Source organism: Nocardia sp. NRRL S-836 (assembly GCF_001279525.1).
Classification (GTDB): domain Bacteria; phylum Actinomycetota; class Actinomycetes; order Mycobacteriales; family Pseudonocardiaceae; genus Lentzea.
In genome coordinates, this window is the sequence record NZ_LGDY01000128.1 from 1 (window position 1) to 20,087 (window position 20,087).

Here is a 20,087-nt window from a genome sequence, read left to right on the forward strand (position 1 = left end):
CGCCTCCTCCAGCAGGTACACGAAGTCCTCGACGGTGCCGAACTCCGGCAGCACCGCCCGGAAGTCGCTGATGTCGTACCCGCCGTCCCGCAACGGCGACGCGTAGAACGGCGGCAGCCACAGGCAGTCGACCCCCAGCCACTCCAGGTAGTCGAGCCTCGACGCGAGCCCGCGCAGGTCACCGGTGCCGTCACCGTTGGAGTCGCTGAACGCCCGGACCAGGACCTCGTAGAAGACGGCGCCCTTGTACCAGTCCGGGTTCGGCTTCGCCTGCCGTGCGGACTTGAAGTCCTCGGCCTGCGGCTCGACCAGGAAGCCGTCGTCGTCGATGGCCTCGCCGGTGTGCGGTGTTCCTTCCAGCCCGAGTGCAGCGTCGGGACGCGGGTCGTCGACCATGATGCCCACCTCGTCGCGGGTTGTGCGGTTGAGCGGCTGACGCACGCTCTAGGAAAAACGTCGCTGCAGGCTCACGACGTGCGCGGTGGCACGCCACGGCTCGAGGCGGACGTAGTTGGCCTGACCCCAGTCCCAGGTCTCGCCGGTGACCTCGTCGTGCGCGATCACCCGCTCGTACCAGTCGAACCCGAGCTCGGGCAGGTCGAGGTACAGCGTCCCCTCCTGGCCGTTGTCCGGGTCGAGGTTCACGATCACGACGACCGTGTCGCCGGTCTCCGGGTCGCGCTTGGAGTAGGCGACCAGCGCGTCGTTGTCGATGTGCTGGAACCTCAGCGTGCGCATCTGCTGGAGGGCCGGGTGGGCCTTGCGGATGTGGTTGAGCTTGCGCAGCCACGGTTCGAGTGAGCGCCCGTCCGCCAGCGCACGGGCGTAGTCGCGGGGCCGGAGCTGGTACTTCTCGGAGTTGAGGTACTCCTCGCTGCCCGGCTTGACCGCCTCGTGCTCGAACAGCTCGTACCCGCTGTACACGCCCCACGTGGGGGCCAGCGTCGCCGCCAGCGCCGCGCGCAGCGCGAACATGCCCGGGCCGCCGTGCTGCAGCGACTCGTGCAGGATGTCCGGCGTGTTCACGAAGAGGTTCGGCCGCGCCTCGTCCCAGTGGTCGCGCAGGTCCTCGCCGAACTCGACCAGCTCCTGCTTGCTCGTCCGCCACGTGAAGTACGTGTAGGACTGCGTGAAGCCGAGCTTGGCCAGGCCGTAGAGCCGGGCCGGCCGGGTGAAGGCCTCGGACAGGAACAGCGTGTCCGGGTAGACCTCCTTGACCTTCCAGATCAGCCACTGCCAGAAGTCCGGCGGCTTGGTGTGCGGGTTGTCGACCCGGAAGATCCGCACCCCGTGCTCGGCCCAGTACAGGACCACGCGCAGCACCTCGTGGTAGAGGCCCTGCGGGTCCAGGTCGAAGTTGATCGGGTAGATGTCCTGGTACTTCTTCGGCGGGTTCTCCGCGTACGCGATCGTGCCGTCCGGCCTGGTCGTGAACCACTCCGGGTGCTTGAGCACCCACGGGTGGTCCGGCGCGCACTGCAGCGCGAAGTCCAGCGCCACCTCCATGCCGAGCTCGTGCGCGCGTTCGACCAGCGCGTCGAAGTCCTCGATCGTGCCCAGCTCCGGGTGGATCGCGTCGTGCCCGCCCTCGTCGGCGCCGATCGCCCAGGGCGAGCCGGTGTCCTCGGGGCCCGCGACGAGCGTGTTGTTGGGGCCCTTGCGGTTCACCCGGCCGATCGGGTGGATCGGCGGGAAGTAGACGACGTCGAAACCCATCGCCGCGACCCGGTCGAGCTCCTTGGTCGCCGTGGCGAACGTGCCGTGCACGGCCTGGCCGGTCTCGTCGATCCCGCCGGTGCTGCGCGGGAAGAACTCGTACCAGGAACCGAACGCGGCCTTCTTCCGGTCGCACCAGATCTTGTGCGGCCTGCCCTTGGTGATCAGCTCGCGCACCGGGTGCTCGAACATCACCTTCTGCACGTCGCCGGCCAGCGCCGGTGCCACGCGCTCGTTCAGCGGCCGCTCGTCGTCCCGCAGCGCCGCCGCCGCGTTCATGAGGAGTGCTCGCTCCCGCCTCCGATCGGGTCGCCTGGCCACCCGATCGAGCAGCAGAGCGCCCATCTCCAGGTCGTTCGCGAGTTCGCCGGGCCCCTGACCGGCGGCGATCTTCACCTCGATGGCGTGGTTCCAGGTGCCCCAGGGGTCACTCCACGCATCGATCCGGAAGGTCCACGCGCCCTCCGCGTCGGGAACGATGGTCGCTCCCCACCGGTCGAGCCCGGTGCCGACCTCGTGCATGCGGGTCTGGCGAGCGACTCGGTCGTTCGGTCCTCTCCACGTGACGGTGGCCGCGAGCTTGTCGTGCCCCTCGCGCCAGACTGTCGCCTGGACCGGAATGTGTTCTCCCACAACGGCTTTGGCTGGATACCTACCAGCCGACACCACCGGGGATACGTCGTCGATACCGAGCCGTCCACTCATCGGCAGCGCCCTTCCGCCGTGGATCTCCGCGATGCCCGTAATCCTGCCTTGTTCGATCAACCAGCCTGTCAGCGGGTTGCCCCAAGTAGATCCGTACCCATCCGCCGTCGATCGCACACCTCGAACACCGAGCGTGTCGAGAGGCACATGTCACCGGAGGGCGCCTTCGCGGTCCTCGACTGTGGACGGATCATGCTGTAGCCGCGACGGCGGCTGGACGCGTTGGGTAGCGTCGCGCGCGTGAACAAGCTTGGCGACCGCTACGTCCTGCTCGATCAGCTCGGTGCGGGCGCGATGGGTGTCGTGTGGCGGGCGCGTGACGAACTGCTGCACCGGGACGTGGCCGTCAAGCAGCTGCTCCTCACCGACGTGCAGCCGCAGGAGCTCCAGGAGGCCATCCAGCGCGCGATGAGGGAGGCCCGCATCGCCGCGCGCCTGCAGCACCCGAACGCGATCGGCGTGTTCGACGTCGTGGTCGAGAACGGCAAGCCCTGCCTGGTCATGGAGTACCTGCCGTCGCGCAACCTCTCCTCGGTGCTCGACGAGCGCGGCCCGATGCCGCCGGTCGAGGCCGCGCGGATCGGCTCGCTGGCGGCCAACGCGCTCGCGGCCGCGCACGAGGCGGGCATCGTGCACCGCGACATCAAGCCCGGCAACGTCCTCATTGGACGCGACGGCGCCGTCAAGATCACCGACTTCGGCATCTCCCGCGCGCTCGGCGACGTGGCGGTGACCAAGACCGGCATGCTCGCCGGCACCCCCGCCTACCTCGCGCCGGAGCTGGCCCGCGGCTCCGAGCCCGCGCCGCCCAGCGACGTGTTCTCGCTCGGCGCCACGATCTACGCCATGACCGAGGGCGAGCCGCCGTTCGGCCGCAGCACCAACGACCTCGGCCTGCTCTACAAGGTTGCCCGCGGCGAGACCCGCCCGCCGGTGCGCTCCGGCCCGCTCACCCCGCTGCTGACCCGCCTGCTCGCCAACGAGCCGCACCAGCGCCCGACCGCCGCCCAGGCCGCGGAGGCGCTGAAGGCCGTCGCGAACGGCCGGCAGGTGCCCGCCACCACGATCCTGCCGCCCACCGGCACCCCGCCGGGCGGCACCGCGATCATGCCGCCGGGCACCCCGCCGGGCGGCACGGCGGCGATGCGCCAGGGACCGGGCACGATGCGCCCGGCCGGTCCGCCCACCGCTCGCCCCAGCGGCCCGCCGTCCCGGCCGCCGACCGCGCGCCAGGCCGTCCCCGCGGGCCCGCCACCCGGACCGCCCACCCGGCCGCCGCGCGACCCGGAGCCCGAACCCGAGCCCAGGAAGGGCCGCGGCCTCGCGGTCGCCGCCTCTGTGCTCGCGGTCCTGCTGGTCGCCGGCATCGTCTACGCGATCGCGACGAGCCAGAAGGGCGACGACACGACGGCCAACCCCGGCCCGTCGACGTCGGACCAGGTCAAGCCGACCCAGCCGCCCGCCGGCACCCGGCAGCAGACCACCACCGCGAACACGCCGACCCAGAAGCCGACGTCGCAGGGCTACCCGAGCCCGCCGGCGAGCGCGTCCCAGCCGGCCGGTGGCAGCAGGTTCACCAAGGCGCAGGTCGTCCAGTTCGTGCAGCAGCACTACGGCAAGCTGCCGGCCAACCCGGACGCCGCGATCAAGGACTTCACCAAGGACAGCGCCCCCACCCCGCAGGCCTACAAGGACTACTGGAAGGCCTACAGCAAGGTGGCGCTGCGGGGCAGCCCGATCGTGGAGGCCTCCGACGGCAGCTTCACGGTCACGGTCGCGATGGACCTGACGGAGACCGAGGCGGACAAGCCGAAGACGGAGGAGCACACGCTGGAGGTCTCCGGCCAGGGCGAGAAGCTGCTGATCGCGAGCCGTGATCATCCCTGATCACCACGGCCGCGTCCGGCCCCCGCTACAACGCGTTCACGCTGGTCTGGCCGGGAACGTTGTCGCGGGCGCGGGGGTGCCGGGTAAGTTGCCTCGTCATGCGAGCACTTCGCCGGTTCACCGTCCGCGCCAGCCTGCCGGAGCCCCTGTCCGCGCTGAGCACGCTCGCCACCAACCTGCGCTGGACCTGGCACCCGCCGACGCAGGAGCTGTTCTCCTCGATCGACCCCCAGGTCTGGTCCGAGGTCGGTGGCGACCCGTTGCGCCTGCTCTCCGTCGTCGATGCGGGGCGATTGGACACACTTGCGAGAGATGAGCAGTTCCTCCTGAAGGTGCACGCGCTCGCCTCCGACCTGGAGCGGTACGTCAACGGCCCGCGCTGGTACCAGCGCAGGCAGGACGAGATCGCCGGGCGCCGGGAGCACGGCAGCGGCGACACCCCGTTGCCCACGTCAGTGGCGTACTTCTCGATGGAGTTCGGCGTGCACGAGGCGCTGCCGAACTACTCGGGCGGTCTGGGCATCCTCGCGGGCGACCACCTGAAGGCGGCCTCCGACCTGGGCGTTCCGCTGATCGCGGTCGGCCTGCTGTACCGGTCGGGCTACTTCCGCCAGTCGCTGTCGCTCGACGGCTGGCAGCAGGAGCACTACCCGTCGCTCGACCCGCGCGGGCTGCCGCTGGAGCTGCTGACCGAGCCGTCCGGGCTGCCGCTGCTCGTGCACGTCGCGATGCCGGGCGACCGGACGCTGCGCGCCAAGATCTGGAAGGCGCAGGTCGGCCGCGTCCCGCTGCTGCTGCTCGACTCCGACGTGGAGCAGAACGACGAGGACCTGCGCGGCGTCACCGACCGGCTCTACGGCGGCGACCAGAACCACCGCATCCGCCAGGAGATCCTGGCCGGCATCGGTGGCGTACGGGCCGTGCGCACGTTCTGCGAGCTGACCGGCCACGCGCAGCCCGAGGTGTTCCACACCAACGAGGGCCACGCGGGCTTCCTCGGCCTCGAACGGATCCGCGAGTACATCACCAACGACGGCCTCGACTTCGACCAGGCGCTCACCGCGGCCCGTGCCGGTGCCGTGTTCACCACGCACACGCCCGTGCCTGCCGGCATCGACCGCTTCCCGGTCGACCTGGTCCAGCACTACTTCGGCGCCGAGCAGCTCGTGCCCGGCGTGAACACCCAGCGGATCCTCGCGCTCGGCGCCGAGGACAACCCCGGCATGTTCAACATGGCGCACATGGGCCTGCGGCTGGCCCAGCGCGCGAACGGTGTGTCCAAACTGCACGGTGAGGTCAGCCGCGACATGTTCCGCGGCCTGTGGCCCGGCTTCGACGCGACCGAGGTGCCGATCGGCTCGGTCACCAACGGCGTGCACGGCCCGACGTGGGCGGCGACGGAGATGAGCCGGCTGCTCGGGGCGTCGGAGGCCGACACGCAGACCAGCGGCCTGGGCATCGGCGCGTTCGAGCCGGTCACCGACGCCGGCCTGTGGGAGCTGCGGTCGACGCTGCGCTCGCGCCTGGTCAACGAGGTGCGCAGGCGGTTGCGCGAGTCGTGGCTGCAGCGCGGCGCGTCGGCGCTGGAGCTGGGCTGGACCGACGGCGTGTTCGACCCGGACGTGCTGACCGTCGGGTTCGCCCGCCGCGTGCCGACCTACAAGCGCCTCACGCTGATGCTGCGTGACCCGGAGCGGCTGCGGTCGCTGCTGCTGCACCCCGAACGGCCGGTGCAGCTCGTGGTGGCCGGCAAGTCGCACCCGGCCGACGACGGCGGCAAGGCGCTGATCCAGCAGATCGTGCGCTACGCCGACGACGCGGGCGTGCGGCACCGGATCGTGTTCCTGCCCGACTACGACATGTCGATGGCCCGCTACCTGTACTGGGGCTGCGACGTGTGGCTGAACAACCCGATGCGCCCGCTGGAGGCGTGCGGCACGTCCGGCATGAAGGCGGCGCTGAACGGCGGGCTCAACCTCTCCATCCGCGACGGCTGGTGGGACGAGCTCTACGACGGGTCGAACGGCTGGGCCATCCCGACCGCGGACGGCGTCAACGACCCGATCCGGCGCGACGACCTGGAGGCCAACGCGCTGTACGAGCTGCTCGGCTCGCAGGTCGCGCCGCTGTTCTACGACCGCAACGAAGAAGGCGTGCCGCTGCGGTGGATGTCGATGGTCCGGCACACGCTGGCCTCGCTCGGCCCGGTCGTGCAGGCCTCGCGCATGGTCCGCGAGTACGTGGAGACGTACTACGCGCCGGCCGCCGCGTCCGCCCAGAACGTCCTCGGTGAGGGCTACCGCGGCGCGAAGGAGCTGTCGGCGTACCGGCACCGGCTGCGCGCCTCGTGGACGCGGGTGCGGGTGCTCGACAGCGACCTGGTGCTCGGCGGTTCGTCGGTGCCGGTGCTCGGGTCGCCGGTCGTGGTGCGGGCCAGGGTCGAGCTCGCCGGGCTGGAACCGTCCGAAGTGGACGTCCAGGTCGTGCTGGGCAAGCTCACCCACGACTCGGACGAGCTGAAGGACATCGTCACCGCGCCGATGAGCTACGCGGGCAACGGCAACTACGAGGTCGAGGTGCCGCTGCCGCACGCGGGTGCGCTGGGCTACACCGTCCGCGTGCTGCCGCGGCACGACCTGCTGGCCACCTCGGCGGAGCTCGGTCGCGTGGTCCTGGCCTCCTGACCGGCTCGGCGCAGATCGACGCAGGGCATCCGGCTCGCCTTCCCGTGGCGGGCTGGATGCCCTGATGCGTCCATCTCCCCAGCGCCTGTTCACTGCTGGTGACCCCGGCTCAGGCGCGGGTTCGACTCAGCGGCCTCCTCCCATCGGATGAGCGCTTCTACCGACGGGTGATTTCCCGATCTCCGCTGGTAGGAGCGTTTTCGCGGTCCTACCCTTCGTGCACGGAACGAACCGCCCCGGGAACTGCCCGCGCACTTCCCGCCGCGGCTCCGCACTGCGCGTGAGGAAGAAGGCAGCCGTGAAGAAGACGATCACCGTGCTCTCGCTCGTCGCCAGCCTGTTCGCCGCCTCGTCGGTCCCGGCCGCCACCGCGTCACTCGTCGCGCCGGAACCGCCGGCCACCTGCACGAGCCTCGCGACGGACCTCGCCGCGAAGCTCAAGAAGCTCGTCGAGAGCCTGCTCGCGCCGCCGGACGCCGGTGCGGTGGCGCCGTTGATCGGCGACCTCCTCGCCATCGTGACGGCGATGCAGAACGCGGGCTGCCTGCCGAAACCGCCGGTGAGCGCTCCGGCCGTGCCGCAGCCCGCCGCACCGGCCCGTGAGGCGCCGTCCGAGCAGTGCCTGGCGGCCGTGCTGAACCTGATCTCGTCGATCGCCGGCCTCGGCGGCACGGTGCTCGGCGCGGTCGGCGGCACCCAGCTCGACCCCGCCAAGGTCACCGAGCAGCTGAAGACGGTGCTGAAGAACGCCGACGACCTGCTGGCCAGGTGCGGCCTGCCGGCGCCTCCCGGTGGCGTGCCCGCGGCTCCGGGCGCACCGCTGCCGGCCCAGCACGGCTGATCGGGGCGCGGGGGTCCGTCACCGGCACCGGTGACGGACCCCTTCCCCGTGTGCGCTCAGCTGATGTCGAGACGGGCGCGGGTCGCCGCCACCCGCGGGTACCACCCGGCGAGCTCGTGCGCCTCGGCCACGAGCGCGCGGGCCTTCGCGTTGTCCCCGTCGGCCATCCACGCCCGTGCGATCGTGATCAGGTCGTCCGCGCGTCCCAGTGCCTGCTCGCTGTTCTCCGCCGCCCACGTCGCGAGCTTGCGGGCCTCCGCGTTCTGCCCCTCGATCAACGCGATCAGCGCCAGCGTCCCGTTCGCCCGGTGCCTGGGGTAGCCGGCCTCGTAGGCGTTGCCCAGCATGTTCTTCGCCGTCTCCAGCCCGACCTCGCGCGGGAACTGGCCCGACTCCACCGCCTGCGCCGCGACCCCGGCGACGGTCGCCATGACGAACGCGAGCTCGCGCTGGCTCAGGTCCGTGCGCCCGCTCAGCCCGATCACCGTCTGCAGCGCGTCGAGGTACTTCTCCCGTGCGCACGCCGTGACGACCTTGAGCCCGATGACCGTGAGCAGCTCCGGGTACCGCTGCGCCGCCTCGGCGTGGATCCGCTCGGCCGCCTCGATGTCGCCGCGGTGGTAGGCGTCCATGCCGGCCAGCACCAGCGGCCGTGCCTCCATCTCCTCCAGCGGCCGCCCGCTCAGCCTCGGCAGGCTGAACACGAACCAGCCCAGGCTCGTGTGCGCCGGCTTCTCGTTCGGCCACAGCTGCAGGAGCAGCAGGGCGGTGGAGGCGAGCGCCAGGCCCTTGCCGAACGCGGAACCGGTGAGCAGCCAGGTCGCCGCCACGAACAGGGCGGTCACCACGATCCCGGTGACGCCCGCGAGCACGGTCCTGCGCCGCACGCCCGGCTTCAGGCCGGTGAAGCTCAGCGACGCCAGCACCGGGATGCTCCGCAGCACGATGCGGCGCTGGTCGGTCGTCCACGACCGCAGCTCGCTGCCGAGCCCGATCATGACGTGCGTGATCCGCAGTCCGAAGAGGACGGCCCCGAGCGCCAGCCCCGCCTGCACCACGGTCAGCTCCACCAGCAGCCCGGCGAACGCGCCCGCCATCCCGAGGTACCAGCCGGACGGGTCCCAGGCGATCGTGGCCGCCACCACCAGGGCCGCGAGGGCCCAGCGCACTACCTTCACGATCTCCAGACGCTACCCGGCGGGATCCGGTTCCTGGCTCAGACCACCGCCTGCGTCCCGCCCTCGCGAACCGGCAGCCCCGCAGCGCGCCACGCCCGGTACCCGCCGATGAGGTCGGTCGCGTTCGGCAGCCCGATCCGCTGCAGGTCGCGCGCGGCCAGCGACGACGAGTAGCCCTCGTTGCACACGACCACGACCGGCGTGTCCGCGGTGAAGCCCGGCAGCCGCCAGTCGCCGGTCGGGTCCAGGCGCCACTCCAGCACGATCCGCTCGACCACCACGGAGTTCTCGATCTCGCCCTCGGCGAGCCGGTTGTGCAACGGGCGGATGTCGACGATCAGCGCGTCCGGCAGCGCGTGCGCCTCGGCCGGGGTGAGGCGCGTCAGGTCCGCCCGTGCCTGAGCGAGGTAGGTGTCGACGTTGCTCACGGGCCCTCCAGGTCGGCCAGCTGACGCAGCTCGGCCAGCGGGAGGCGCTGCGCCGGCAGCGGCGGGATCGAGTCGGGGATGTCGAGCAGCGAGGCGTACTCGCGGGTCGGCACCAGCGGCGGCGAGTAGGCGTGGACGGTCGCGGCTGGCGCGTCGAACGGGTTCGTCACCTGGTGCGCCCGCCCGGAACCGAAGCCCAGCGCGTCACCGGTCGTGCGCACGGCCGAGCGGATCGGGCCGGCCGGGTAGCGGTAGTCCTCCCGCAGCCGCCCGGTCAGCACCGTGAACGAGCCGGCCGAGCCGCCGTGGTCGTGCGGCTCGGTGCCCTGGCCCGGCAGCCACGACAGCAGCCACAGCTCGACGCCCTCGGTCAGCCCCAGCCGCGCCCACCACCGGCGCCGCGGCGAGTACTCCAGGATCGAGAGCAGGCCGGTGGTCAGCTCGCTCGCCACGAACGAGGTCAGGTCGCGCAGCTCGCGCGGTGTCCACAGCGATCGCGACGGGTGGATCACGTCGCGCAGCAGCTGGGAGTCGAGGGCGGGGTGCAGGTCGTACTCGGAAATGGTGGAAGTCACCGGTTCGCTCCTGATGGCCACGTCGGTACGGGGTAGCGATCAAGACGCGACGGCGGCTGCGGTCAGCGCGCGCGTCGCGTCGAGCTACACCCGCACGACGCGACGAGGAGGAGGTCGATCGTGCGGTCGGTCCACCGGTAGACGACCACGGTCCTGATGTTGCCACGGCGGCCTCGAACGCCGCCACAGCGTCCACGGGATGGTCGGCGAACTGCCTCCGAGTTGCCGCCCGACTGCCGCCGTGCGACGGTTTCCGGCTGGTCAGCGCGGCATCCGCAGCAACAGCAGCGAGCGTCCCTCCATCGTGAGCTTCGTGTGCGGCAGCAGGGCCGTGGTGTCCACCGGCGAGCCGTCGAGCGTCGTCGTGTCCAGGAACGGCTCGTAGCCCGGCCCGTACCGCTCGTGCGGCAGGGTCACGGTGACCGCGTCCGCGCCGGCGTGCATCAGCAGCAGCCACGAGTCGTCCGAGACCAGCTCACCGTCGCGCGTGCGCGACAGGCAGTTCGAGCCGTCGATGAACATGCCGAGCGTCCGCCTGCTCTCGTCGAACCAGTCGGTCTCGGCCATCTCCAGCCCGTCCGGCCGGAACCACACCAGGTCCGGGTTGCCGCTCGGCGTCGTGCGGCCCTCGAAGAACTGCGGCTGCCGCAGCGCGGGCGAGGACGCGCGCAGGTCGATCAGCCGCTGCGTGAAACCGAGCAACGCCTCGCTCGCGTCCGTCGTGGCCCAGTCGACCCACGAGACCTCGTTGTCGAGGCAGTACGCGTTGTTGTTGCCGCCCTGCGTCCGCCACATCTCGTCGCCCGCGACCATCATCGGCGTGCCGGTCGACAGCAGCAGCGTGGCGAGCAGGTTGCGGGCCTGCTTCGCGCGCAGCGCCAGGACGGCGCGGTTCGTCGTCTCGCCCTCGGCACCGCAGTTCCACGACCGGTTGTCGTTCGTGCCGTCCCGGTTCTGCTCGCCGTTCTCCTCGTTGTGCTTGTCGTTGTAGGACACCAGGTCCCGCAGCGTGAACCCGTCGTGCGCGGTGACGAAGTTGATCGACTGCCACGGCCGGCGCAGGTCGTCGGCGTAGAGGTCGGACGAGCCGGAGAGCCGGTAGGCGAGGTCGCGCACCGACGTGTGGCCGCGCCAGAAGTCGCGCACCGTGTCGCGGTACCGGCCGTTCCACTCCGCCCACTGCACGCCGAAGTCGCCCACCCGGTAGCCGTCACCGGTCGCGTCCCACGGCTCGGCGATCAGCTTCGCGCGGCACAGCACCGGGTCCGTGGTGATCGCGGTCAGCAGCGCCGAGTGGCGGTCGAAGAAGCCGCCGCCGGGACGGCCCATCGTCGAGGCGAGGTCGAACCGGAACCCGTCCACGCCCATCTCGTCCGCCCAGTACCGCAGCGAGTCCGTCACCAGGCGCACGACCTGCGGCGACCCGGCGTCCAGCGTGTTGCCGCAGCCCGTGATGTCCACCGTGCTGCCGCCACCCGCGTGCAGGTAGTAGCCCGGCGCGTCGAACCCGCGGAAGCTCAGCGTCGGCCCGTCCGGACCGCCCTCGCAGGTGTGGTTGTAGACGACGTCGATCAGCACCTCGATGTTCGCCGCGTGCAGCGCCGCGACCATCGTGCGGAACTCCTGCACCTCGTTGCCCGGCTCGCTGGCGTAGGCGGGATGCGGCGCGAAGTAGGCCAGCGGCGAGTAGCCCCAGTAGTTGCTCGCGCCGCGGCTGATCAGCGACGGCTCGTCCTGGAACGCCTGGACGGGCAGCAGCTCGACGGTCGTGACGCCCAGCCTGCTCAGGTGCTCGACCGCGGCGGGGTGCGCGAGACCGAGGTAGGTGCCGCGGAGCCGCTCGGGGATGTCCGGGTGGTTCTTCGTGAAGCCCTTCACGTGCAGCTCGTAGATGACGGCTTCCTCGAACGGCACCTCCGGCTTGGTGCCGGTGTTCGCGCCGCCCGGCGAGCTGACGACGGAGAGGGGGACGAACCCCAGCGAGTCCGCCGCGGACGGCGGGCCGTGCATCGGGTCGCCGACGTACCCCAGCGCCCGCGTGAGGTCCGTGACCCCGCCGGTGATCTGCCGCGCGTACGGGTCGACCAGCAGCTTCGCCGGGTTGCAGCGCAGGCCGCGGCCCGTGTCGTACGGGCCGTGCACGCGGAAGCCGTAGCGCTGGCCGGGTGTGACGCCGGGCACCAGGCCGTGCCACACGCCGAACGTCCGCTCGGTCAGCTCGACCCGTTTCTCCGTCCCGTCCTCGTCGACCAGGCAGACCTCGACCGCGTCGGCGACGGGGGACGTCACCGCGAAACGCACACCGCCCGCCTCGGCGTGTGCCCCCAGGGGGAACGGGCGGCCTGCCAGCACCTCGGACTCGGGTCGCGTAGCCATGCCTCTGATCTTGGCATCCGGCACCGACAAAAAACTTGAGACATCACACAGGCGGACCAGCGGTCCCGCCGGGTGTGAGGTGCACCCCGATGAGTGGTCGGTCGGAGGCCGTTCGGAACAATGGGGGCGTGGCGGACGTCGACGTGACAGATCTGGTCGTGCACATGGCGGGCGTGTCGGTCCGCCGGGGAAAGAACACGCTGGTCGGCAACATCGACTGGAGCGTGGAGCTGGACGAGCGCTGGGTGGTGCTGGGCCCGAACGGCGCCGGCAAGACCACCCTGCTGAGGCTCTCCAGCGCCGACCTGCACCCGACCAAGGGCAAGGTCCACCTCCTGGGCGAACGCCTGGGCAAGACGGACGTGCAGGAGCTCAAGCCCCGGATCGGGCTGTGCTCGGCGGCCCTCGGTGGCCGCATCCCGCCGGACGAGACGGTCGTCGACCTCGTCGTCTCGGCCGGCTACGCGGTCCTCGGCCGCTGGCGCGAGGAGTACGGCAAGCAGGACACCGACCGCGCCCGCGAGCTGCTCGGCACCCTGGGCATGGCACACCTCGCCGACCGCCTCTACGGCACGCTGAGCGAGGGCGAGCGCAAGCGCACGCTCATCGCCCGCGCGTTGATGACCGACCCCGAGATGCTGCTGCTCGACGAGCCCGCCGCGGGCCTCGACCTGGGCGGCCGTGAGGACCTCGTGGCGAAGCTCTCCGAGCTGGCGCTCGACCCGGACGCGCCCGCGATGGTGCTGGTCACGCACCACGTCGAGGAGATCCCGCCCGGCTTCACGCACGCGCTGCTGCTGCGCGAGGGCTCGATCGTGGCGCAGGGGCTCCTGGAGGACACCCTCACCGAGGAGAACCTCTCGAAGACGTTCGGCCAGGACCTGGAGCTGCAGAGGTCAGGGGACCGCTTCTTCGCCCGCCGCAAGGTCTGAGTTTTTGGCCGCTGCTTCGCAGGCGGCGGCGAGTTCGCCGGGAAGCCGAACTCGCGACTACTGAGCGGTAACGTACGGTCTGCCCGGCACTCATCGAGGAGGATTGCTTTGGCTGAGTTCGTCAGGCTCGAGGTCGAGGACGGGATCGGCACGATCCGGCTGGATCGGCCGCCGATGAACGCGCTGAACCGGCAGGTGCAGAGCGAGCTCCAGGCCGCGGCCAGGGAGGCCTCCGAGCGGTCCGACGTGTACGCGGTGGTCGTCTACGGCGGCGAGAAGGTGTTCGCGGCCGGTGCGGACGTCAAGGAGTTCGCGAAGATCTCCCACGCCGAGATGACGTTGCGGGCCAAGGGCCTGTCCGACGCGCTCGGTGCGCTGGCCACCGTTCCCAAGCCGACGGTCGCGGCGATCACCGGCTACGCGCTGGGCGGCGGCTTCGAGGTCGCCCTCGGCTGCGACCGGCGCATCGCGGGCGACAACGCCAAGCTCGGCCAGCCGGAGATCCTGCTCGGCCTGATCCCCGGTGGTGGCGGCACACAGCGCCTCGCCCGGCTGATCGGTCCGTCGAAGACCAAGGACCTGCTGTACACCGGCCGGTTCGTCGGCGCCCAGGAGGCGCTGGAGATCGGCATGGTCGACGAGGTCGTCGCACCCGACGACGTCTACGCCGCCGCGCTGCGCTGGGCCAGGCAGTTCGTCGGCGGGCCGGTGCTCGCGCTCGCCGCGACCAAGGCCGCCGTCGACGGCGGGCTCGACACCGACCTGGAGTCGGGCCTGAAGCTCGAAAGCCACCTCTTCGCGGCCCTGTTCGCGACCGAGGACAAGAAGGCCGGCGTGGAGTCGTTCATCGAGAACGGTCCCGGGAAGGCGAAGTTCAGTGGCAACTGACCCCGCACCCAACCCGCACGCCACGGCCGAAGAGGTCGAGGCCGCGTACAAGGACACCAAGCTCGCGCAGGTGCTCTACCACGACTGGGAAGCCGGCACGTACGACGAGAAGTGGTCGATCTCCTACGACGACCGCTGCATCACCTACGCGACGGACCGCTTCCGCGCCGCCGCCGGTGACGTCGGCCCGTACGGGCACGCGCTGGAACTGGGCTGCGGCACCGGTTTCTTTCTGCTGAACCTCATGCAGGGCGGGGTGATCGAGAAGGGGTCGGTCACCGACCTGTCGCCCGGCATGGTCGAGGTCGCGCTGCGCAACGCGGAGCACCTCGGGCTGGACGTCGACGGCCGGGTCGCCGACGCCGAGCGGATCCCGTACGACGACGACACGTTCGACCTCGTCGTGGGCCACGCGGTGCTGCACCACATCCCCGACGTGGAGGCGGCGATGCGCGAGGTGCTGCGGGTGCTCAAGCCCGGCGGCAAGTTCGTGTTCGCCGGCGACCCGACGAACATCGGCAACTTCTACGCCCGCAAGCTCGGCCAGGCGACGTGGTGGCTGACCACCACGGTCACCAAGGCCGTGCCGGTGCTGAACGGGTGGCGCCGCCCGCAGGAGGAGCTCGACGAGTCCTCCCGTGCGGCCGCGCTGGAAGCCGTCGTCGACCTGCACACGTTCGACCCCGACCAGCTGGAGGCCACGGCCCGGCGCGCGGGTGCGACCGAGGTCAAGGCCGTCACCGACGAGCTGTCGGCGGCGTTCTTCGGCTGGCCGGTGCGCACGTTCGAGGCCGCCGTGCCGCGCGAGAAGCTCGGGTTCGGCTGGGCGATGTTCGCCTACCGCACCTGGCAGAACCTCTCCTGGGTCGACCAGAACGTCCTCGCGAAGGTCCTGCCGCGCGAGGTGTTCTACAACGTGTCGATCACCGGCAGGAAGTCGAAGTAGGGCGTTGGGGTACGCGTTCACCTCGGACGACGTGGCGTTCCTGCGGTCGGCCGCCGGAACCGCCGCACTCGCCGAGGTGGACGCGCTGCCGTTCACGGACGCCTCCCGCCTGCACGACGTCGGCGTCGCGCGCCGGCTGCTCGGTGACGGCTTCGCGCCGGTCGTGGAGACCGTGCTGCTGCGCCGCAGGGCACTGTCCAAACTGGACGACTCCGGGGGCTGGCTGTTCACCGACGACGCGTTGCAGCAGGCCACCGCCTCCGCGGTCGCCCGCCACCGCGCCGAACGCTTCCGCGGCCGTGACGTCCACGACGTGACGTGCTCGATCGGCGCGGACCTCGTGGCGTTGCGGGAGGTCGCGGCCCGCTGCCTGGGCTCCGACCTCGACCCGGTCCGGCTCGCCATGGCGCGCAACAACGTCCCGGACGCGCTCGTCGTCAGGGCCGACGCCCTGAAACCGGTCTCGAAGGCCACGGCGGTCACCGTCGACCCGGCCCGCCGCGACGCCTCCGGCCGCCGCAGGTGGCACCCGCAGGACTTCCTGCCGCCGCTGGACGAGCTGGCCGAGGTCTACGCGCACACCGACCTCGCGGTGAAGTGCGCGCCCGGCATCGACTTCGCGGTCGCGCCGTGGGCCGGCGAGGTCGAGCTGGTGTCGCTGGACGGCTCGGTCCGCGAGGCCTGCCTGTGGACCAGGGGCCTGGCCACGCCGGGGGTGTCCCGCCGCGCCACGGTCCTCCACGGCGGCGGGACGTGGACGCTCACCGACGCCGAACCCGACGACTGCCCGGTCGGCCCGCCGGGGGAGTGGCTCGTCGACCCGGACGGCGCCGTCGTGCGCGCGGGCCTGGTGCGGCACTACGCGGCCCGGCACGGCCTGCACCAGCTCGACGAGCGCATCGCGTACCTCAGCGGTCCGAAGCCGCCGCCGGGCATCCGGGCGTTCCGCGTGCTCGACCACGCGCACTACACCGAGAAGGCGTTGAGGTCGCTGGTGAAGGCGCGCGGGATCGGCAGGTTGGAGATCCTGGTGCGCGGGCTCGACATCGACCCGAACACGTTGCGCAAACGGCTCAAGCTCGCCGGTCGCGACGAGGCCGCGGTCGTGCTGACCAGGATCGGCGCGAAGCCGGTCATGGTGCTGTGCCGGGCCGAACGGACCTGAGCCGCTCCAGCAGCGGTTCGGTGTCCTTCTCGTGGTTGTGCAGCTTCGTCAGCCGCAGGGACTCCTCCCACAGCCGCACGGCCTCGTCCTGCTCACCCAGCGCGAGCTTGACGTCGCCGATCATCATCAGGTTGTGCGAGAACGAGTAGGTCTCGTCGAGGCCACGCCGCACCGCCAGCGCGGCCTCGAAGTGCTCCAGCGCGGTGCGCAGGTCGCCCGCCCGTTGTGCCACCTCGCCGAGGAGGTTCAGCGAACCGGACTCGCTGATCGGTGAGCCGAGCTCGCGGCTGAGCCGCAGCGACTCCCGCAGGTGCGGCACCGCCTCCTCGTCCCGGCCGAGCCGGAGCAGGACGGCGCCGAGGGTGTTGAGCGCGTGCACCTCGTTCGACCGCCGGCCCAGCTCCCGGTAGGCCGGCAGGGCCTGCCGCGCGTGCGGCAGCGCCTCCTCGTCGCGGTGCAGGATGTGCAGCCGCCACGCCAGCGCCAGGTGCACGTGCGACTCCCGGAGCCGGTCACCCGCGGCGTGGCCCAGCGCGTGGCGCAGGTGGGTGAGGCCTTCCTCGGAGCGGTGGGCCTTGGCCAGCGAGGTGCCCATCATCTGGTGCGCCATCGCGAGCACCGCCCGGTCGCCGAGCTGTTCCGCCGCCGCCACGCCGCGTTGCCACGACAGGACATCGTCGTCCACCTTCCCGCGCCGCCAGTGGTAGGAGCCCAGCACCCACGCGAACCGCCAGACCAGGTCGTGGCCGCCCCGCGCGGCGGCGGTCCGCGCGCTCGCGAGCAGGCAGCCGTGCTCGGCGTCGAACCAGGCCAGTGCCTCGGGGTGGGTGACGGCGGGGGCGGGGATCGGCGGGATCTCCCCCGGTGGTGTGCGGTGCGGGTCGAGCACCTGGTCGTACCCGCGGGCGAGCCCGAGATACGCCCGCAGGACCCGGTCCAGCGCCGTCTCGCGCTCGTCCGCGGTGAGCACACGGGCGCGTTCGATGGCGTACTGGCGCACCAGGTCGTGCATCCGGTACCGGCCATGGGAGTCCTTGGCCACCAACGATGTCCGCGCCAGCCCGTCCAGCGTTTTCGCGGCCGCGACCGGTGCGCGGTCGAGCAGGTGGGCGGCGGCGGGCAGGGCGATGTCGGGGCCCGGTGCGATGGCGAGGAGCTCGAACGCGCGGCTTTCCTCGCCCGTCAACGCCTGGTGCGACCACGAGAGCACGGCCGGCAGGCTGGCGCTGGCCTCGTCGCTGTCGAGCGCCTCGATGCCCGACGCGCGCAGCTCGTGCGCGATGACCCCGAGCCTGAGGTGCGACCGGCCGGCGATGATGCCCAGTGCCAGCGGGAAGCCGCCGGTCAGGCCGATCACCTCGGCGACCTCGGCGGGGTCCGCCGTGGGGAAGCGGGCGGTCAGCAGCTCGCGCGCCTCGTGATCCGGCAACGGTTCCAGCACGATCTGCCGGGCACCGTGCGCCGTGGCGAGGCCGGGCAGGTGGCGGCGGCTGGTGACCAGCACCGCGCAGGTCGTGCCGCCCGGCAGCAGCGGCGTGACGTGCTCGGAGTCGGCCGCGTTGTCCAGCACGAGCAGCATCCGCTTGTCCGCCAACGTGCTGCGCAGCAGGGCCGCCTGCGCGTGCGGGTCGGTCGGGCGGCCCTCGGAGGACACGCCCAGCGCGTCCAGGAACCCGCGCACGGCCACGGCCGAGGGCATCGGCGTCTCCTCCGGGCTGAAGCCGCGCAGGTCGACGTGCAGCTGGCCGTCCGGGAACTCCCGCTGGTGCTCGTGCGCCCACCGCAGCACGAGCCACGTCTTGCCCATCCCGCCGGGACCGACGACCGCCGTCACCGGAGCACGGCCGGTGAGCGCGGCCAGCTCCCCGGTGCGGCCGACGAACGTGGCCGGTGGCGCCGGCAGCTGGCGTGGCACGTCCTTCGCCACCAGCAGGGCCGGGTCGTCGCGCAGGATCCGCTGGTGCAGGTCGCTCACGGCCTGGCCGGGGTCGGCGCCGAGCTCCTCGGCCAGCGTGGCGCGCAGCCCGCGGTGGTGCTCCAGCGCGTCGGCACTGCGACCGGCCCGGTGCAGCGCCAGCATGTACTGCGCCGCAACGCGTTCGTCCAGCGGGTGGGCCTGCGCCCGGTGGGCCAGCTCGTCCACCAGCCCGGCGCCCTCGCCGAGCCGCAGCCGCACGTCGGCCAGGTCCGTGGCGGCCGTGAGCCGTTGCCGCTCCAGCAATTCGCGGGTGTGCTCGGCCCACGCGCCGCCGATCCCGGTGAGCGCCTGGCCACGCCACAGCGCGAGCGCCTCGGTGAGCAGCTCGGCCGCGGCCTCGCCGGGCGCACCGGCGGCCCGCGCGGTCAGCTCCCCGAACCGGTGAACGTCCACTGTGGACCGCTCGACGTCGAGCACGTACCCGCCGGAACGTTGTTTCACCACACCGGGCAGCACCGCGCGCAGCCGGGAGACGTAGCTCGCCAGCGTCAGCTTCGCGCGGTACGGCGGGTGGTCGCCCCAGATCCGGTCGGCCAGCACGCCGGACGGCACGACCTGGCCCGCGTCCAGCGCCAGCGCGGCCAGCACGCACCGCCGCCTGGCCGGTCCGAGTGCGACCGGCTCACCCCCGGCGTGGGCGACGACCTCCCCCAGAAGCCCGAACTCCACAGTCCGCCACGGTACCGGGATCAGTGCGGGGCGAAGGCCGAAAGCACGAGGTCCAGCCGGTCCTCGTCCAGGTCGGGCCGCAGCCGCTGCCCGTGGCGCAGCGTGGCGATGCCGTGCAGGGCGCTCCAGAACGCCTCGGCGAGCACGTCGAGGTCGCGGCCATCCGCGACGGGTTCCAGCGCGGCGACGATCTCGCCGAACGACGTGCGCAGCTCGACCGGCGTCTCGTCGCTGCCGAACGCGATGTCGATCCGCTGCACGAACATGGCGTCGTAGAGCGCGGGCCGTTCGCGGGCGAACCGCAGGTACGTCTCCGCGAGAGCGCGCAACGGCGCGGTGGCGGTCGTGCGCGCGTCGCGCATCTGCCGGCCGAGGTCGGCGAAGCCCTGGACCGCGACCGCGCGCACGATCGCGTCCTTGCCCTTGAAGTGGCTGTAGAGCACCGGCTGGCTGTACTCGACCTTCTCGGCCAGCCTGCGGGTCGTCACCGCGTCCCAGCCGTCCGACTCGGCCAGCTCGCGGGCCGTGTCGATGATCAGCTGATGGCGCTCTGCTCGTTCGCGCTCCCGGCGCTGCTGGACGGACACGACACCAAATCTAGCACTGCTAGACATTCGAGCGAAGATAGATTAGCGTCGCTCGTGTCGCTAGCAGTGCTAGATCTCTGGAGGGTTGTCATGCGGTTGACCACGGTCCTGGCGTGGCTCGTCGTGGTGGCGGGTGTCGTGTTCGGGCTGAACTTCCTGCTCAACGGGCACGGCGCGGCCGCGGGGTTCGGCATCGTCGACCCGAGCGGCTACTACGTCGTGAAGGGCGTGCGCGACCTCGCGTACGCGTTGACAGCGCTGATCCTGCTGGTGCTGCGGCAACGGCGGGCGCTGGGCTGGGTGGTGCTCGCGGACTCGATCATCCCGATCGGCGACTGCCTCTCGGTGATCACATCCGGTGGCAGTGTGGGCTACGCGCTCGCAGTGCACGGCTCGGCGGCCGTGCTGGTGCTCATCACCGCGGCGCTGCTATTGCGCGAGTCAGCTCACGCACCGTCCGCGGGTCCTCGACCTCGGACCGCAGCAACTCACTGAGCACCGGAACGCGCGCAGCTCCTCCGGGGGCGAGAGA

16 protein-coding genes are annotated in these 20,087 nt (G+C 71.8%); 8 read left to right on the forward strand and 8 right to left on the reverse strand.

Annotated elements, in window-relative coordinates; translation table 11 throughout:
* Positions 1-396: alpha-amylase family glycosyl hydrolase (locus tag ADL03_RS35480; protein ID WP_255353445.1), on the reverse strand; the 396-nt coding region annotated here is incomplete at its 3' end.
* Between the two features lie 48 nt (positions 397-444).
* Positions 445-2,421: an alpha-1,4-glucan--maltose-1-phosphate maltosyltransferase gene (locus ADL03_RS35485; protein ID WP_053737992.1), complete on the reverse strand. Its 1,977-nt coding sequence runs from the start codon at positions 2,419-2,421 to the stop codon at positions 445-447.
* A gap of 240 nt (positions 2,422-2,661) precedes the next feature.
* On the opposite strand from ADL03_RS35485, the gene ADL03_RS35490 reads away from it, so the two are divergent.
* From ADL03_RS35490 to ADL03_RS35500, 3 genes are all read left to right on the forward strand, one after another.
* Positions 2,662-4,308 (forward strand): serine/threonine-protein kinase, encoded by a 1,647-nt coding sequence (locus ADL03_RS35490; RefSeq protein ID WP_053737993.1) that lies wholly within the window; start codon positions 2,662-2,664, stop codon positions 4,306-4,308.
* Positions 4,309-4,406: 98 nt separating this feature from the next.
* Positions 4,407-6,992, forward strand: coding sequence for an alpha-glucan family phosphorylase (gene glgP / locus ADL03_RS35495; protein WP_053737994.1), 2,586 nt, complete (start codon positions 4,407-4,409; stop codon positions 6,990-6,992).
* 298 nt (positions 6,993-7,290) lie between these two features.
* Positions 7,291-7,833, forward strand: coding sequence for a hypothetical protein (locus ADL03_RS35500; RefSeq protein ID WP_053737995.1), 543 nt, complete (start codon positions 7,291-7,293; stop codon positions 7,831-7,833).
* Between the two features lie 56 nt (positions 7,834-7,889).
* On the opposite strand, the gene ADL03_RS35505 is transcribed toward ADL03_RS35500, so the two are convergent.
* The 4 genes from ADL03_RS35505 to glgX form a co-directional block, all read right to left on the reverse strand.
* On the reverse strand, positions 7,890-9,011 hold the full coding sequence (locus tag ADL03_RS35505) for a hypothetical protein (RefSeq protein ID WP_157529585.1): 1,122 nt from the start codon (positions 9,009-9,011) through the stop codon (positions 7,890-7,892).
* Positions 9,012-9,049: 38 nt separating this feature from the next.
* Positions 9,050-9,439, reverse strand: a complete 390-nt coding sequence (locus ADL03_RS35510; RefSeq protein WP_053737997.1) for a rhodanese-like domain-containing protein — start codon at positions 9,437-9,439, stop codon at positions 9,050-9,052.
* Positions 9,436-10,014 carry a cysteine dioxygenase family protein gene (locus ADL03_RS35515; RefSeq protein ID WP_053738036.1) on the reverse strand — a complete coding sequence of 193 codons (579 nt, stop codon included), beginning with the start codon at positions 10,012-10,014 and terminating at the stop codon, positions 9,436-9,438. Before ADL03_RS35515 ends, ADL03_RS35510 begins: the two co-directional genes overlap by 4 nt.
* Before the next feature lie 261 nt (positions 10,015-10,275).
* Positions 10,276-12,390 carry a glycogen debranching protein GlgX gene (gene glgX / locus ADL03_RS35520; RefSeq protein WP_053737998.1) on the reverse strand — a complete coding sequence of 705 codons (2,115 nt, stop codon included), beginning with the start codon at positions 12,388-12,390 and terminating at the stop codon, positions 10,276-10,278.
* Positions 12,391-12,554: 164 nt separating this feature from the next.
* On the opposite strand from glgX, the gene ADL03_RS35525 reads away from it, so the two are divergent.
* From ADL03_RS35525 to ADL03_RS35540, 4 genes are all read left to right on the forward strand, one after another.
* Positions 12,555-13,322 (forward strand): ABC transporter ATP-binding protein, encoded by a 768-nt coding sequence (locus ADL03_RS35525; protein ID WP_369809056.1) that lies wholly within the window; start codon positions 12,555-12,557, stop codon positions 13,320-13,322.
* A gap of 108 nt (positions 13,323-13,430) precedes the next feature.
* Positions 13,431-14,210 (forward strand): enoyl-CoA hydratase/isomerase family protein, encoded by a 780-nt coding sequence (locus ADL03_RS35530; RefSeq protein WP_053738000.1) that lies wholly within the window; start codon positions 13,431-13,433, stop codon positions 14,208-14,210.
* Complete coding sequence (locus ADL03_RS35535) at positions 14,200-15,156, forward strand: class I SAM-dependent methyltransferase (RefSeq protein WP_053738001.1); 957 nt, start codon at positions 14,200-14,202, stop codon at positions 15,154-15,156. Before ADL03_RS35530 ends, ADL03_RS35535 begins: the two co-directional genes overlap by 11 nt.
* 4 nt (positions 15,157-15,160) lie before the next feature.
* A complete protein-coding gene (locus tag ADL03_RS35540; protein ID WP_053738002.1) occupies positions 15,161-16,321 on the forward strand; it encodes a hypothetical protein in 1,161 nt (386 codons plus the stop codon).
* On the opposite strand, the gene ADL03_RS35545 is transcribed toward ADL03_RS35540, so the two are convergent.
* Entirely contained in the window at positions 16,290-18,968 is a 2,679-nt protein-coding gene (locus tag ADL03_RS35545) for a BTAD domain-containing putative transcriptional regulator (RefSeq protein WP_053738003.1), read from the reverse strand. The genes ADL03_RS35540 and ADL03_RS35545 overlap by 32 nt on opposite strands.
* A 20-nt stretch (positions 18,969-18,988) precedes the next feature.
* On the reverse strand, positions 18,989-19,555 hold the full coding sequence (locus tag ADL03_RS35550; RefSeq protein ID WP_053738004.1) for a TetR/AcrR family transcriptional regulator: 567 nt from the start codon (positions 19,553-19,555) through the stop codon (positions 18,989-18,991).
* A 90-nt stretch (positions 19,556-19,645) separates the two neighbouring features.
* On the opposite strand from ADL03_RS35550, the gene ADL03_RS35555 reads away from it, so the two are divergent.
* Positions 19,646-20,050, forward strand: coding sequence for a DUF4267 domain-containing protein (locus ADL03_RS35555; protein WP_053738005.1), 405 nt, complete (start codon positions 19,646-19,648; stop codon positions 20,048-20,050).
* Positions 20,051-20,087 lie beyond the last annotated feature (37 nt).